Source organism: Burkholderia sola (genome assembly GCF_905400185.1).
Classification (GTDB): domain Bacteria; phylum Pseudomonadota; class Gammaproteobacteria; order Burkholderiales; family Burkholderiaceae; genus Burkholderia; species Burkholderia sola.
The window spans coordinates 2,230,941-2,246,663 of sequence record NZ_FR989676.1 but is presented as its reverse complement, the minus strand read 5'-3'; the positions used below and the strand labels follow the sequence as shown (position 1 = coordinate 2,246,663).

At 66.6% G+C, this 15,723-nt stretch carries 9 protein-coding genes and 1 riboswitch; of the genes, 6 read left to right on the top strand and 3 right to left on the bottom strand.

Annotation, left to right across the window (positions count from 1 at the left end):
- The first annotated feature begins 457 nt into the window (after nt 1–457).
- The gene (gene otsA, locus KR541_RS26490) at nt 458–1,864 is read left to right on the top strand and encodes an alpha,alpha-trehalose-phosphate synthase (UDP-forming) (protein WP_089489390.1); all 1,407 of its coding nucleotides are present in this window, start codon (nt 458–460) and stop codon (nt 1,862–1,864) included.
- Nucleotides 1,865–2,034: 170 nt separating this feature from the next.
- Here the strand turns inward: otsA and ftsH are convergent, their stop codons facing one another.
- Entirely contained in the window at nt 2,035–4,011 is a 1,977-nt protein-coding gene (ftsH, locus tag KR541_RS26485) for an ATP-dependent zinc metalloprotease FtsH (protein WP_089489748.1), read from the bottom strand.
- A 457-nt stretch (nt 4,012–4,468) separates the two neighbouring features.
- Here ftsH and KR541_RS26480 point away from each other — a divergent pair, with 457 nt between their 5' ends.
- On the top strand, nt 4,469–6,133 hold the full coding sequence (locus KR541_RS26480) for an acid phosphatase (protein ID WP_050014089.1): 1,665 nt from the start codon (nt 4,469–4,471) through the stop codon (nt 6,131–6,133).
- 98 nt (nt 6,134–6,231) lie between these two features.
- Here the strand turns inward: KR541_RS26480 and KR541_RS26475 are convergent, their stop codons facing one another.
- On the bottom strand, nt 6,232–8,097 hold the full coding sequence (locus tag KR541_RS26475) for a phosphoenolpyruvate carboxykinase (GTP) (RefSeq protein ID WP_050014090.1): 1,866 nt from the start codon (nt 8,095–8,097) through the stop codon (nt 6,232–6,234).
- 788 nt (nt 8,098–8,885) lie between these two features.
- Complete coding sequence (locus KR541_RS26470) at nt 8,886–10,469, bottom strand: isocitrate lyase (protein WP_050014091.1); 1,584 nt, start codon at nt 10,467–10,469, stop codon at nt 8,886–8,888.
- Nucleotides 10,470–10,869: 400 nt separating this feature from the next.
- Between KR541_RS26470 and KR541_RS26465 the strand changes: the two genes are divergently transcribed.
- From KR541_RS26465 to KR541_RS26450, 4 genes are all read left to right on the top strand, one after another.
- Complete coding sequence (locus KR541_RS26465; RefSeq protein ID WP_216089898.1) at nt 10,870–11,391, top strand: YbaK/prolyl-tRNA synthetase associated domain-containing protein; 522 nt, start codon at nt 10,870–10,872, stop codon at nt 11,389–11,391.
- Nucleotides 11,388–12,026: a helix-turn-helix transcriptional regulator gene (locus tag KR541_RS26460; RefSeq protein ID WP_050014093.1), complete on the top strand. Its 639-nt coding sequence runs from the start codon at nt 11,388–11,390 to the stop codon at nt 12,024–12,026. Before KR541_RS26465 ends, KR541_RS26460 begins: the two co-directional genes overlap by 4 nt.
- 52 nt (nt 12,027–12,078) lie before the next feature.
- Complete coding sequence (locus KR541_RS26455; RefSeq protein WP_216089897.1) at nt 12,079–13,053, top strand: threo-3-hydroxy-L-aspartate ammonia-lyase; 975 nt, start codon at nt 12,079–12,081, stop codon at nt 13,051–13,053.
- Nucleotides 13,054–13,276: 223 nt separating this feature from the next.
- Nucleotides 13,277–13,469, top strand: a riboswitch (cobalamin riboswitch).
- Nucleotides 13,470–13,686: 217 nt separating this feature from the next.
- Nucleotides 13,687–15,615 (top strand): TonB-dependent receptor domain-containing protein, encoded by a 1,929-nt coding sequence (locus tag KR541_RS26450; RefSeq protein WP_216089896.1) that lies wholly within the window; start codon nt 13,687–13,689, stop codon nt 15,613–15,615.
- The last annotated feature ends 108 nt before the right edge of the window (nt 15,616–15,723 follow it).

Below are 15,723 nucleotides of genomic sequence, written 5' to 3'. Positions count from 1 at the left end.
CGCACGAAGCCGACATGCGCCACTGGCGACCGCCGACCGGCTTCCGCGTGACGGCATACGCGACGGAGACGACGATGCGCATGCCGTCATGCACGCATGCGCATGCGTCGGTACGATCGCGCGTCATTCGCGCCGCTCGCCGCACAGCCTTGTGCCCACTGCGTCACAGCGTGCAGCAAATTTCGGTCCCGCTCGGGCATCGCCCGTTGCCGCACCGCCGTCATGGGATACCGCGCGACAGGTTCGCGCGCGCCGTTTGTCGACCCGGACTTTTAAAACGCACGAATGACGAGTATCCTAAAAAAGCACTTTTCGACCGGACGGCGAATCGCGTGCCCCTGACTCCCGTCCGATCGCCATGCGGCCCCGTCGTATCGCGCACCGCGCGCCGATGGCGGCGTATGCCTGTCGCGCCCTGGCCGCACGAACCTTTCCCCAACAATCGTCAGGAGAGCTGGTGAGCCGACTCGTCGTCGTATCCAATCGCATTGCAGATCCCCGTAAAGCCGCGGCCGGCGGGCTTGCCGTCGCCGTGAAGGACAGCCTGCAGGAAACCGGCGGCGTCTGGTTCGGCTGGAGCGGCAAGCTACGCGGCGGCGACGATCGCCCCACGCATGGCGACGACGTGCAGATCCAGAACGTCGGCGGCATTCAGCTCGCGACGGTCGATCTCGATCCGCAGGACTACGACGCTTACTATCTCGGCTACTCGAACAACGTGCTGTGGCCGGTGTTTCACTACCGGCTCGATCTCGCGCAGTTCGACCGGCGCTTCGCCGACGGCTACCGGCGCGTGAACCAGCTGTTCGCGCGCAAGCTGCGCACGCTGCTGCGGCCCGACGACGTCATCTGGGTCCACGACTATCAGCTGATTCCGCTCGCGGCCGAGCTGCGCGCGATGGGCTGCACGAATCCGATCGGCTTCTTCCTGCACATTCCGATGCCGCCGCCGCCGATCATGGCCGCGATCCCGGAACACGAATGGCTGATGCGCTCGCTGTTCGCGTACGACCTCGTCGGCTTCCAGACCGAATCGGATCTGCTCCACTTCGAGCATTACGTCGAAGCGGAAGCCGGTGCGGCGCGGCTGCCGGACGGCCGGCTGCGCGCGTTCGGCCGTACGTTGTCGGCCGGCGCGTTCCCGATCGGCATCAACGTCGACGAGTTCGAATCGCTCGCGCGCGATCGCGACGGCCTCGACATGTTCGAACGCATGCGCGACGAGTATTCGCGCCGTCAGTTGCTGGTCGGCGTCGATCGGCTCGATTACACGAAAGGGCTGCCGCAGCGCGTGCATGCGTTCCGCGAGCTGCTCGAACAGTATCCGGAGAACCGCGACCGTGCGACGCTGATCCAGATCGCCGCGCCGAGCCGCGAGGATCTCGGCGCGTACGACGACCTGCGGCGCGAGATGGACAGCCTGTGCGGCGCGATCAACGGCGACTACGGCGAGCTCGAATGGATGCCGATGCGCTACATTCACCGCACCGTCGCGCGCAAGCGCCTGCCGGGCCTCTACCGCGCGAGCCGGGTCGCCCTCGTCACGCCGCTGCGCGACGGGATGAACCTCGTCGCGAAAGAGTTCCTCGCCGCGCAGGACGCGGCCGATCCGGGCGTGCTCGTGCTGTCGCGCTTCGCGGGCGCGGCCGAGCAATTGAAGGCCGCGCTGCTCGTCAATCCGTACGACACGCAAGGCACCGCGCAGGCAATCCAGCGCGCGCTCACGATGCCGCTCGAAGAGCGCCGCCAGCGTCACGCGGCGCTGATGGCGATCATGCGCAAGACCGACGTGCACTGGTGGCGCACGCGCTTTCTCGAAGCGCTCACCGAAGCGGCCGAAGTCGCGGCCGCGACCGAATCCTGACGCGCTGACGCGCGCCTACGCCCCGTCGTCATGCATTCGAGCGCGCCGCCGTTCGACTGATACGTGCGCGTCGCTCAGCGCGACGTCGTGGTGGGAAGGACCATAAAGAAAGACCATAAAGAAAGCGTGCGACGTCGGAATATCGGCGCGCGCCGGTCCACGCAGCGGCTTCAGCGATCGGATTCGTGCGACCGTCCGTACGCGACGAAATCGCGCTCGACGGTGGACGCCTGCTCCGTTTCGATCGCGCCGCCGCGCGCACCGGCGTCGTCGCCCGACGAGGCCGACGCGGCCAACGACGGTTCGATGCGCGCGTCGATCAGCGCCTGCAGCGCGTCGCGTTCGAGCACCTCGCATTGCAGCAGCCGTCGCGCGATGCGTTCGAGCGCGTCGCGACGTTCGCCGAGCGTCGCCGCGACGCGCGCATGTGCATCGGCCAGCAGCGTGCGCACCTCGTCGTCGATCATCCGCGCGGTGTGCTCGCTGCAGCGGCCGTCGCCCGCATGCCATGCGCCGGGCAGGCCCTGGCGCGCGTCACCGTCGTCGAACGTCGCGAGCCCGATCTTCTCGCTCATCCCGTACTGCATGACCATGTGGCGCGCCATCGCGGTCGCGCGTTCGAGGTCGTTCTGCGCACCGGTCGACACGTCGCCGAACACGAGTTCTTCCGCCACGCGCCCGCCGAGCAGCGCATCGATCCGGTCGAGCAGCTCGCTGCGGCGCAGGACGTAACGATCCTCGGTCGGCACCTGCTGCGTGTAGCCGAGTGCAGCGACGCCGCGCGGAATGATCGACACCTTCTTCACCGGATCGCAATGCGCGCGGCTTTCCGCGACGAGCGCATGGCCGGCTTCGTGATACGCGATGGTCAGCTTCTCCTGCTCGTTCATCACGCGGCTCTTGCGCTCGAGGCCCGTCAGCGCGCGGTCGATCGCCTCGTCGAAGTCCGCCATCGCGACCGCCGGCTTGCCGAGTTCGGCCGCATGCAGCGCGGCCTCGTTGACGACGTTCGCGAGATCGGCGCCGACGAAGCCTGGCGTGCGCGACGCGAGCTCGCCGAGATCGACGTCGGCGGCGAGCTTCACGCGCTTCACGTGCACGTCGAGGATCTGGCGGCGGCCGTTTACGTCGGGCCGGTCGATCGCGATGTGACGATCGAAACGGCCCGGGCGCAGCAACGCGGGATCGAGGATCTCGGGCCGGTTCGTCGCGGCCATGATGATCACCCCGGAGCCGGCCTGGAAGCCATCCATCTCGACCAGCAACTGGTTGAGCGTCTGTTCGCGCTCGTCGTTGCCCGACATCGGGCCGACGCCGCGCACCTTGCCGAGCGCATCGAGCTCGTCGACGAACACGATGCACGGCGCCTTCTGCTGCGCCTGCTCGAACAGGTCGCGCACGCGCGCGGCGCCCACGCCGACGAACATCTCGACGAACGCCGAGCCGCTGATCGAGAAGAACGGCACGGCCGCCTCGCCGGCCACCGCGCGCGCGAGCAGCGTCTTGCCCGTGCCCGGCGCGCCGACGACGAGCACGCCTTTCGGAATCTTGCCGCCGAGCCGCTGGTAGCGATCGGGGTTGCGCAGGAACGCGACGAGCTGCTGCAGTTCGGCCTTCGCTTCGTCGATGCCCGCGATGTCATCGAACGTGATGCCGGTCTCCTGCTGCACGTACACGCGCGCGCGGCTCTTGCCCATGCCGGTGAAGTCCTGCAGCCCGCCACGCTTGCGCAGCATCATGTTCCACACGAACACGAGCAGCATCAGCGGCAGCAGCCACGACGCGAGCGACGCGATCCAGCCGGTGTCGGGCGTGCCGTGATAGCGGATGCCCGCGGCGGTCAGCGTGTCGATCAGGTGTTCGTCGGTCACGCGGCTGGTCGTGAAGCGCCACGGCGCGCCAACCTGCTGCACGACCGCCGCGTCGGACGCCGGCAGCATCGCGCCGGCCTGCGGCATCTTCAGCGCGCCCGAGATCGACGCCGGGCCGACCTCGAGATCGTCGACGAGCCGCGCGGCGACGAGCCGGTGGAAATCGCTGTACGCGATCGGCGTCGACGTCGGGTGCAGCATCAGCAACTGCGCGGCGAACAGCACGAAGAAGCCCGCCGCGATCAGCAATCCCGGGTAGTCGAATTTCCTGTCCATCGCATCGGGCCTGCCATCTCCGCTGCGCGGCGTGCGCTCACGCCGGCACGCGCGCAACCGGTACGCGGCCGCCATGCGAAAACGACTTGCATCCGCGCATCGTCGCCTCGCCGTCTCGCGTCGTTCGTCGCATCGATGCCGCCTCGACAACACCGTCGTCGGCATTGCCGGGCGATCCTCGCCCGGGCGGCACGCCGTGACGCACCGCCCTCGATTCCAGTCTAGTTCGTGCGCGGGCGTCGCGCCGCTCGCCGCGCAGCGTCGAATCGTCGGACGAACGGCTTTCATCCGCCCCCTTGCCGCGTTATAGTCGCGTGCATGACATTTTTGTGACAGTCGCCTCGCGCCGCCGCGCGCGAGGCCGGCCGTCTCATCCCGTCCCGCGTCGCGACAGCCCGTGCGGCGCCGGCGCGCATCGAACGACAATGCCCACCCGCCCATCCGAGGAGCCCACGACGTGAACGACACCCCCGATCGCCCCGACGACCTACCCGCCGATCCCGACCGCCGCCGTGTGCTCGGCGGCCTCGCCGCACTCGGCGCCGGTGTCGCGCTCAGCGGCTGCGAAACCACCGCGGGCAACGCGCCGCGTTCGGCCGCCGACCTGCGCATCGACGAAGCGCTGCGCCAGCGCGTGCGCCACATCGTCGTGATCTATGCGGAAAACCGCAGCTTCGCGAACCTGTACGGCGATTTCCCGGGCGTGCGGTATCCACTGAGCGAAGTGCGGCCCGAACACGCGCAGCAGCTCGATCGCGACGGCAAGACGCCGCTGCCGGCGCTGCCGAAGATCTGGGGCGGGCTCGTGCCGCAAGCGCAGGAAGTGGACGGCAAGCGCTACGCGATCGCCGAGCGCGACATCGACAAGCTGCCGAATGCGCCGTTCCGGATTTCGGACGCGCAAGGCAAGCCGCTGCCGAACGGCGTGATCACGCGCGACCTGTGGCATCGCTTCTACCAGAACCAGATGCAGATCGCGGGCGGCCGCAACAACCAGTTCGCCGCGTGGGCCGATTCGGGCGGCCTCGTGATGGGCCATTACCGCAATTCGGCCGACACGCTGCGACTGTGGAATCTCGCGCGGCAATACACGCTGTGCGACAACTTCTTCATGGCGGCCTTCGGCGGTTCGTGGATGAACCACATGTTCCTGATTTCCGCGCAGCCGCCACTGTATCCGGACGCGCACAAGCATCCGCATGCGGCGAAACTGCTGTCGAAGGTCGAAGGCGACGACCCGGCCGGCACGCGCCTGAAGCTCGCCGACGATTCGCCCGCGTCCGCGCTCGACGGTCCGCCGAAATTCGCGGTCGACGGCCCGCTGACGCCGGACGGCTACGGTGTGAACACGATGGCGCCGCCGTACCAGCCGAGCTACGTGCCGCCGCCCGATCCGGGCAACGCCGCGTATGCGGATCCGGCCGACCATCGCGTGATGCCGCCGCAGGGCTACGCGACGATCGGCGACCGCCTGTCGGAAAAGAATGTCGACTGGGCGTGGTACAGCGGTGCATGGCAGTATGCGCTCGAGCATCGCGACACGGGCATGGTGCCCGACTTCCAGTACCACCACCAGCCGTTCAACTACTTCGTGAACTTCGCGCCGGGCACCGAAGCGCGCCGCAAGCATCTGCGCGACGCGGGGCTCGGCGACGAGCCGTCGACCAACCACTTCATCGCCGACATCGACGCGGGCCGCCTGCCGGCCGTCACGTTCTACAAGCCGCAAGGCAACCTGAACATGCATGCGGGCTATGCGGACATCGAATCGGGCGACCGCCACATCGCGACCGTGATCGACCATATCCGGCGCGGCCCGCAATGGGAAAACACCGTGATCGTGATGACGCACGACGAGAACGGCGGCTGGTGGGATCACGTCGCGCCGCCGGTCGGCGATCGCTGGGGCCCCGGCTCGCGGATTCCCGCACTCGTGATCTCGCCGTTCGCGAAAAAGGGCTTCGTCGATCACACGCTGTACGACACGAACTCGATCCTGCGCTTCATCAGCCGCGTGCACGGCCTCGCGCCGCTCGACGGCGTGGTCCTGCGCAACAACGCGTTCGCCGCGCGCGGCGCGACGCCGCCGGGCGATTTGACGAACGCGCTCGATCTCGGCTGACACCCGGCCGAGCGCCAGAAACGACGACGCCCCGGGCCATGCGATGGATGGCCCGGGGCGTTCATGCCGCTTTCAGGTGGTGACGTCGATGCCGCTCGTCAGCCGCCGATACGCCGCTCGATCTTCTTCATCGTCTCGGTCATTTCAGCCGGCAAGCGCAGCTTCAACGTATCGAACAGCGCCGCGTGCAGCTTCAGTTCCTCGCGCCATTCGTCGGCGTTCATCGACGTCACCGCATCGAACTGATCGCGCGTGAAATCGAGGCCGTCCCAGTGCAGATCTTCATACGCGGGCGACACGCCGAACGCATGCTCGCCGCCACCGCCCGTGCCTTCGAGACGATCGAGCATCCACTTCAGCACGCGCATGTTCTCGCCGAAGCCCGGCCACACGAACTTGCCGTTCGCGTCCTTGCGGAACCAGTTGACGCAATAGAACTTCGGCAGCTTCGCGCCGGCGGCTTCGAGCTGCTTGCCGAGTGTGAGCCAGTGCGCGAAATAATCGCTGACGTTGTAGCCGCAGAACGGCAGCATCGCGAACGGATCGCGGCGCACGACGCCCTGCTGGCCGACCGCGGCCGCGGTCGTCTCGGAGCCCATCGTCGCGGCCATGTACACGCCTTCGACCCAGTCGCGCGCTTCGGTCACGAGCGGCACGGTCGTCGAGCGGCGGCCGCCGAAGATGAACGCGTCGATCGGCACGCCGGCCGGGTTTTCCCAGTCGTCGTCGATCGACGGGCACTGCGCGGCCGGCGCGGTAAAGCGCGAGTTCGGATGCGCGGCCTTGCGGCCGGTTTCCTTGCCAATCTCGGGCGTCCACGGATTGCCCTGCCAGTCGGTCAGCTTCGCGGGCGGCGTGTCGGTCAGCCCTTCCCACCACACGTCGCCGTCTTCCGTCAGCGCGACGTTCGTGAAGATCACGTTTTCCTTCAGCGTGGCGATCGCGTTCGGGTTGGTCTTCACGCCCGTGCCCGGCGCCACGCCGAAGAAACCGGCTTCCGGATTGATCGCATACAGGCGGCCGTCGCGGCCGGGCTTCAGCCACGCGATGTCGTCGCCGATCGTCGTGACCTTCCAGCCGTCGAAGCCCTGCGGCGGGATCAGCATCGCGAAGTTGGTCTTGCCGCACGCGGACGGGAACGCGGCCGCGACGTGATACTTCTTGCCGGCCGGCGACGTCACGCCGAGGATCAGCATGTGTTCCGCGAGCCAGCCCTGATCGCGCCCCATCGTCGACGCGATGCGCAGTGCGAAACACTTCTTGCCGAGCAGCGCGTTGCCGCCGTAGCCCGAGCCGAAGCTCCAGATCTCGCGCGTTTCCGGAAAGTGCACGATGTACTTGACCGGATTGCACGGCCACGGCACGTCCTGCTGGCCGGCTTCGAGCGGATGACCGACGCTGTGCACGCACGGCACGAAATCGCCGTCCTCGCCGAGCACGTCGTACACGTCGCGCCCCATGCGCGTCATGATCCGCATGTTCACCGCGACGTACGGGCTGTCGGACAACTCGACGCCGACGTGCGCGATCGGCGAGCCGAGCGGGCCCATCGAGAACGGCACGACGTACAGTGTGCGGCCGCGCATCGCGCCGCGGAACAGCCCGTTGAGCGTCTCGCGCATTTCGGCCGGCTCGATCCAGTTGTTGGTCGGGCCGACGTCATCGCGCGACGCCGCGCAGATGAACGTGCGATCCTCGACGCGCGCGACGTCCGACGGATCGGATTGCGCGAGATACGAGTTCGGGCGCTTCGTCGGGTTCAGGCGTGTGAGCGTGCCCTGGTCGACCATCGCCTGGCACAGCGCGTCGTATTCTTCCTGCGATCCGTCACACCACACGACACGCTCGGGCTCCGTGAGCGCCGCGATGCGCGAGACCCAGTCGATCAGCTTGCGATGCTTGACGAAGGCCGGCGGAGCGATCAGCGGGCCGTGTGTCGCTTCGGCCAAAGTGTTTTGCGACATGAGGATGTCTCCAGATTATTGGGCGGGGATGGGGATGCGGGGCGAGCCCGCGAGATGGGGAATGCGTGCGGAGCGCAGGAAGATGCGGCGCGCAGGACGGGACGCGCGAGCGGAGCGCGCGTCGATGCCGCGATGCGGGCGAGAGAAAATGAAGTCTCGTTAGAAAGTGCGAACACGAGTTTCGCCATGCAAGCAACCTGCCATACAACTCCATGCCGGCCAGCATACCATCGCCGTTATTGACGAGGCGTTGCGTTGCAACAAGAAACAATTGTGACGACGTGCCGGCATGCGCGTTGCAGACAGGCGCTTTTTACGGCGTCGTCCCGCGCGCTTTGGGGACGAAACGAGCGCGACGACCGCCCCGCAAGGGTTTCGCACGAACGGCAATTTCAACCTGCCGGCCGTGCGCACGAACCACGCGAACCCGCGCCGTGCGAGTTAGCGTTTTCGCTACTCAGGCAAACCCTGAATTAGGTTGTGTACACAAACATCCCGTTCGAATACCCGATGCACGCCCCTGCTTAAAACGGTGCGCGCGGCAATCCGGGGTAATACGTGCGCACGCTGTTCGACAGCGTTCGCAATGACGAGAAATTCCAGCGCAATGTGCGCCGAGATGATGAACCGCCGCGGGCGTTTCATCGATTTCGAACCGATCGACGTGGTGTCGACGAGCCAGTACGCAGTACGTCGTAAAGGCCATGTACGGGTAACGCACGGCGATCGCGCAGACAAAAAAACGCCAGCCCCGAGGAGCTGGCGTCGTGCTGCGGATCTGACGATGATCAGAACTGGTTCATCGTGTTGTCCTTGCCCGCTGCCTTCAGCGCCGCTTCGCCGCTGAAGTATTCCTTGTGATCGTCGCCGATGTCCGAACCTGACATGTTCTGGTGCTTCACGCACGCGATGCCCTGACGGATTTCCTTGCGCTGCACGCCCGCCACGTAGCCGAGCATGCCCTGGTCGCCGAAGTATTCCTTGGCCAGGTTATCGGTCGACAGCGCAGCCGTGTGGTACGTCGGCAGCGTGATCAGGTGGTGGAAGATGCCTGCTTCACGCGATGCATCGGCCTGGAACGTGCGGATCTTCTCGTCGGCGAGCTTGGCCAGTTCGGTTTCGTCGTATTCGACGCTCATCAACTGCGCACGGTCGTAAGCCGACACGTCCTTGCCCTCGGCCTTCATCGCATCGTAGGCCTGCTGGCGGAAGTTCAGCGTCCAGTTGAACGACGGGCTGTTGTTGTACACCAGCTTCGCGTTCGGGATCACCTTGCGGATCTCGCTGACCATGCCGCCGATCTGCGCGATATGCGGTTTTTCGGTTTCGATCCACAGCAGGTCGGCGCCGTTCTGCAGCGACGTGATGCAGTCGAGCACGCAACGCGCCTCGCCCGTGCCGGCGCGGAACTGGAACAGGTTGCTCGGCAGGCGCTTCGGACGCAGCAGCTTGCCGTCGCGCTTGATGACGACGTCACCGTTGCCCAGCTGGTCGGCCGACAGTTCTTCGCAGTCGAGGAACGCGTTGTATTGATCGCCCAGGTCGCCCGGCGTGTTCGTCACGGCGATCTGCTTGGTCAGGCCCGCGCCCAGCGAATCGGTCCGCGCGACGATGATGCCGTCGTCCACGCCCAGTTCCAGGAACGCGTAGCGGATCGCGCGGATCTTCGCGAGGAAATCCTCGTGCGGCACCGTGACCTTGCCGTCCTGGTGGCCGCACTGCTTCTCGTCCGACACCTGGTTTTCGATCTGGATGCAGCACGCGCCCGCTTCGATGAACTGCTTGGCCAGAAGGTAGGTCGCTTCCGCGTTGCCGAAGCCGGCGTCGATGTCGGCGATGATCGGCACGACGTGCGTGACGTGGTTGTCGATCTTTTGCTGGATCGCCGCCTTCGCAGTCGCGTCCTTCGCGGCATCCAGCTCGCGGAACAGGCCGCCCAGCTCGCGGGCGTCGGCCTGGCGCAGGAACGTGTAAAGCTCGCGGATCAGCGCGCTGACCGAGGTCTTTTCGTGCATCGACTGGTCAGGCAGCGGGCCGAACTCCGAGCGCAGCGCGGCGACCATCCAGCCCGACAGGTACAGGTAGCGGCGTTCGGTGCTGTTGAAGTGCTTCTTGATGGAGATCATCTTCTGCTGGCCGATGAAGCCGTGCCAGCAACCCAGCGACTGCGTGTACTTGGACGGATCGGCATCGTACGCGGCCATGTCGGCGCGCATGATCTTCGCGGTGTACTTCGCGATGTCCAGGCCGGTCTTGAACTTGTTCTGGGCACGCATGCGGGCCGCATACTCGGGGCTGATGGCATTCCACGCGCTGCCGTGGTTTTCCTTCAAGCCAGCCACTGCCTTGATGTCGTCTTGATATTGGGACATGTCTATCTCCTGGGAACGAAGCGCATTGAGTAAAGGGGTTCAGCGTGCCCGCCGCGTGTGACGAAGCGAACTGCATGGACTCAATAGTAATCCTGTCTCACGCGTTTTCGGCCAAGTCTTATATAAGACATAAGATATAAATTTCTCTTGTTTTTCAATTAGATAGCCAGTCGTTTTTGCGATGCAAAACACGGTTTCAAGCGGCGGTAAAACGCGGCGGCAGGAATTCGGCCTGCATCCCGCAATATGAAATTCCCTTTCGGCTGCTGAAGAATCGGCGCGCTTCGCGCACACTGGCGCCACGATGCCCGCCGCCCTTTGTCATATCAATGACAAAACGTCTATACTTGGACGATTATTTGACCCGTGCGCCTCGACGCGTGGGCCTGCCTGGAGCGACATGAACGACTCTCCCGTTTTCGACACGCTTTGCGAACTGCTGACGACATCCGGCGCGCGTTTTCGCGTGCTCGAGCATCCGGCGGAAGGCAAATCCGGCGCGATCGCCGCGCTGCGCGGCACCCGCCCCGAACAGGGCGCGAAGGCGATGCTCTGTACGTTCAAGGATGGCGGCGACGGCGCCGCGCTCGCGGTGATTCCCGGCCATCTGAAAATCGACTTTCGCAAGGTCGCCGATGCGGTCGGCCGGCGCAAGGCGACGCTCGCGTCGCCCGACGTCGCGGCCGCCGTCACGCGCTGCGTGATGGGCGCCGTACCGCCGTTCGTGTTCGATACGAACGTGGCGCTCGTCGTCGATCCCGCGCTGGTCGAGCGCAACGCCGAGATCGCGTTCAACGCGGGCCGCCTCGATCGCTCGGTCGTGCTCGACGCGACCGACTACGTCCGGATCGCGCGCCCGCTGCTGGCCGACATCACGCGGCCGGAAACGACGGACACCCCGACACACCAGGATCACGCATGAGTACAACCCGCAAACCGCTGCTGTCGGAGCAGGCATCGCTGATCGAACAGGTGCAGCGCATCGCCGAAGGACTCGGCGAGATGTTCGCGCCGTTCACCGAGGTCGTCGTGCACGACCTGCGCACGCCGGAGCACGCGATCCTCGCGATCCACAACAACCTGTCCGGACGCGCGGTCGGCGATCCCGCGACCGAACTCGGCCTCGCGCGCATCGCCGACGACGATTTCCCGCAGGTGCTCGCGAACTACCCGAACCGCTTCGCCGACGGCCGCACCGCGAAAAGCACGTCGATCGGCATCAAGGATTCGACCGGGCGCTATGTGGCCGCGCTGTGCCTGAATGCCGACGTCACGTTGTTCCGCGGCTTCCAGGGCATGCTGAACCAGTTCTGCCGCACGGACGGCGAAGCCGTCGTCGACACGCTCGACCCGGCCGGCGCGGACGCGATCCGGCAGCGCATCGACGCCTTCGCGACGCGCCTTGCGACGACGCCGCGCGAGTTGAAGACCGACCAGCGCCGCGAGCTGATGCAGACGCTGAAGGCCGACGGCTTCCTCGAGGTGCGCCGCGCGATGGAGATCGTGTCGCAGCATCTCGGCGTGTCGCGCGCCACCGTCTACAACGATGCGAAGTGACCCGGTGCGCCCCCGCATTCCAGTCGACTGACTTTTCAATCCTCCAGCAACCATGAACTCTCCCGCTCTCCCCACGTACGGCGACGTCGCCGCCGCCGCGACCCGGCTCGAAGGCCACGCGCACCGCACGCCGGTGATGACGTCGCGGACGATCGACGACGCGCTCGGCGCGCAGGTGTTCTTCAAGTGCGAGAACCTGCAGCGCATGGGCGCCTTCAAGTTCCGCGGCGCGTTCAACGCGCTGTCGCGCTTCAACGCGGAACAGCGGCGCCACGGCGTCGTCGCGTTCTCGTCGGGCAACCATGCGCAGGCGATCGCGCTGTCGGCGCGCATGCTCGGCATTCCCGCGACGATCGTGATGCCGCAGGACGCGCCGGCCGCGAAGATGGCCGCGACGCGCGGCTACGGCGGCAACGTCGTGACCTACGATCGCTACACCGAGGATCGCGAGCAGATCGGGCGCGATCTCGCCGAGAAGCACGGGCTCACGCTGGTGCCGCCCTACGATCACCCGGACGTGATCGCCGGCCAGGGCACCGCGGCCAAGGAACTGTTCGACGAAGTCGGCCCGCTCGACGCGGTGTTCACGCCGCTCGGCGGCGGCGGGCTGCTGTCGGGCACCGCGCTCGCCACCCGTGCGCTGTCGCCGCACGCGAAGCTGTACGGCGTCGAGCCCGAAGCCGGCAACGATGCACAGCAATCGTTCCGGTCCGGCACGATCGTGCACATCGACACCCCGCGCACGATCGCCGACGGTGCGCAGACGCAGCACCTCGGCAACCTCACGTTCCCGATCCTGCGTCGCGACGTCGACGACATCCTCACCGCGACGGACGCGGAACTCGTCGACTGCATGCGCTTCTTCGCCACGCGTATGAAGCTCGTCGTCGAGCCGACCGGCTGCCTGTCGTTCGCCGCCGTGCGCCGAATGAAGGATGCGCTGCAGGGCAAGCGCGTCGGCGTGGTGATCAGCGGCGGCAACGTCGATCTCGAGAACTTCTGCGCGCTGGTGTCGGCACCGGCCTGAGCGTCGCGGCACGCATCGATAACGACACGCGCCGGCCGTCGGCCTTCGGAACGACGGCCGCCGGTTCCGGCGCGACCGGACGCGTTCGAATCCGGCCGTTTCTTCAGACCTGAAACACGGCCCGCGCCCCTCGAACGAAAGGATTCGGAAAGCCGCCGCCGGGCAATGACGTTTTTTCGCACCCGCGCGCGGCCGGACGATTGACGTCCCTGACCGCCCGCCATTACCCTTGCGCGCTGATGGTTCCCGGAGACGGGATCAAAAGGGAACGCAGCAGGGGCAACGCCCCGAATCTGCGGCTGCCCCCGCAACTGTGAGCGGCGAATCCGTGCCACCGCATGCCACTGGGAAACCGGGAAGGCCTGCACGGATGAGGACCCGCGAGCCAGGAGACCTGCCATCGACCCGAGGTCCACGCAGCCGCACCGGGCGGGGTGTCCCGATGCGCGCGGCACCGCCCCCGGCGGTCGCCCGTTGCATGGACGACCCGACCTCAGGATCCGTCAGATGTCCATCGTTCCCGAATCCGCTTCCCGACCCGAAGCGTCGCACCGACGCGCCGTCGGCATGCGCCACCTGCCCGCCCTCCGCCCGCGATCGCCGTACACGTCACACGCCTCGTCCCGCCGCCTCATGAACATTCGTCACCTGCTCGCCACGTCCGCCGCCACCGCGCTGCTTTCCCCGCTCGCCCACGCGGCCGGCGAAACGGCGCTCGCGCAGCCCGCCGCGCCCGCGCCCGGCGCGGACCTGCCGACGATCAGCGTGACCGACACGCGGCACCTGCCCGAATCGTTCGACCGACGCTATGCGTCGACCCAGGTGCTCACGCGCGAGGACCTCGACCGGCTGTCGCCCGCCGACCCGAGCATCACGCAGGCGCTCGCGACGCTGCCGGGCGTGACCGTCGCGCAGAACGGCGGGCCCGGCTCGTCCGCGTCGGTCAGCATCCGCGGCTCGTCGGCGAGTCAGGTCGCCGTGTTCATCGACGGCATCCGGATCGGCTCGCCGACCACCGGAATCGCGCCGTGGGCCGACCTGCCGACCGAAGCGTTCGAGCGCGTCGAGGTGATCTCCGGCCCGGCCGCCGCGTCGTTCGGCAACAACGCGATGGGCGGCGTCGTGCAACTCTTCACGCGCCGCGCCGCCAACCAGCCGAACCGGACCACCGTGTCGGCCGGCGGCGGCTCGAACAAGACGTTCGACACGCAGTTCCGCACGTCGGGAACGGTGCCGTCGACCGGGCCGCTGGCCGCGCTCGGCGGCCTCACCTATTCGCTCGGGCTGCACGACTACAACACGGCCGGCATCGATGCGACGCGGCCGTTCTTCTACGGCCACGAAGACGGCCGCAATCCGTATCACGCGCAGGATCTCGACGCGCGGCTCGGCTATGCGCGCGACAACTGGTCGATCTCGACGTTCGCGCTGTATCACCGCTCCGATCTGTCCTACGACAACAGCGGCTACGCGAATCGCGAGCTCGACCACCAGTTGACGACGGGCGTTGCGTTCCATCTCGACATCACGCCCGATACGCAGTTCGACCAGTCGTTCGGCTATGCGAACGACCGCCAGTTCATCTACGCGGACGACCCGGCCCTCGCGACCGACCAGATCAATTCGCAGCGGATCAGCACGTCGACGTCGCTGACTCATCAGGAGCACCGATTCCACCTGTTCGGCCTGCCGTTGTCGGGCGAATCGAAGCTCGCGTACGACTTCACCCGCGAACAGGCGTTCCTGCCGGTCGACATTCCCGGCGGCGTGCCGACGCGCAACGATTCCGCGTTCTCGCTGCACCAATCGGCGACGCTCGGCAGCGTAACGATGTTCGTCGCCGGCCGTCACGAGATCATCGCCGGGCAAGCGGTGAACACCGGCAACGCCGCACTGTCGTGGGCGATCACGCCGGTCTACACGGCGCGCATGTCGTACGGCAACGCGTTCCGGCTGCCGACGTTCAACGACCTGTACTACCCCGGCTACGGCAACCCGAACCTCAGCCCGGAACGCAGCACGTCGGTCGAGGCCGCGCTCGACGCGAACACCGCGTACGGCACGTTCACCGCAGCGATCTACGACACGCGCGTCAACAACCTGATCGCGTACAACCCGGCGACGTTCTCGCCGATGAACATCGGCCGCTCGCATATTCGCGGCATCGACCTGTCGTACAAGGGCACGATCGGCCGCTCGACGCCGATCAGCGTCGCGGTCGGCATCCTGAATCCGCAGGACGAAACGAACCGGACGTGGCTGAGCCGCCGGCCGCGGCAAACGGTCAGCCTGAACGTCGATCACACGTGGGACGAACTGAAGCTGCATGCGCTGAGCACGGGCGCGTCGCTGCTGTACGGCGGCTCGACGTTCGACGATCCGGCCAACCGGCAGTATCTGGCGTCGTACCTGACGGTAAACCTGCGCGCGTCGTACCGGATCAATTCGCACCTGACGGTGTCGGCATCGCTGTCGAACCTGTTCGACCGGCAGTACATGACCGCGTACGGTTACAACACGCTCGGGCGTACCGCGTTCGGCAAGGTCAGTTATACGTTCTGACGGCCCCACGCATCGGCGCAACGCGCCACGCCGGCACGCGCATGAAATTGACATCGCGACGAAAGCTAATAGAATTAGGTTTTTGACTAATCTTCGTAGCATTCGTCA

What these genes read in the sequence shown, in the direction of transcription:
- ftsH (WP_089489748.1), bottom strand. Translation starts at nt 4,011, where the DNA reads ATGGACAGGAAATTCGACTACCCGGGATTGCTGATCGCGGCGGGCTTC.
- KR541_RS26475 (WP_050014090.1), bottom strand. Translation starts at nt 8,097, where the DNA reads ATGTCGCAAAACACTTTGGCCGAAGCGACACACGGCCCGCTGATCGCT.
- KR541_RS26470 (WP_050014091.1), bottom strand. Translation starts at nt 10,469, where the DNA reads ATGTCCCAATATCAAGACGACATCAAGGCAGTGGCTGGCTTGAAGGAA.
- KR541_RS26465 (WP_216089898.1), top strand. Translation starts at nt 10,870, where the DNA reads ATGAACGACTCTCCCGTTTTCGACACGCTTTGCGAACTGCTGACGACA.
- KR541_RS26460 (WP_050014093.1), top strand. Translation starts at nt 11,388, where the DNA reads ATGAGTACAACCCGCAAACCGCTGCTGTCGGAGCAGGCATCGCTGATC.
- KR541_RS26455 (WP_216089897.1), top strand. Translation starts at nt 12,079, where the DNA reads ATGAACTCTCCCGCTCTCCCCACGTACGGCGACGTCGCCGCCGCCGCG.
- KR541_RS26450 (WP_216089896.1), top strand. Translation starts at nt 13,687, where the DNA reads ATGAACATTCGTCACCTGCTCGCCACGTCCGCCGCCACCGCGCTGCTT.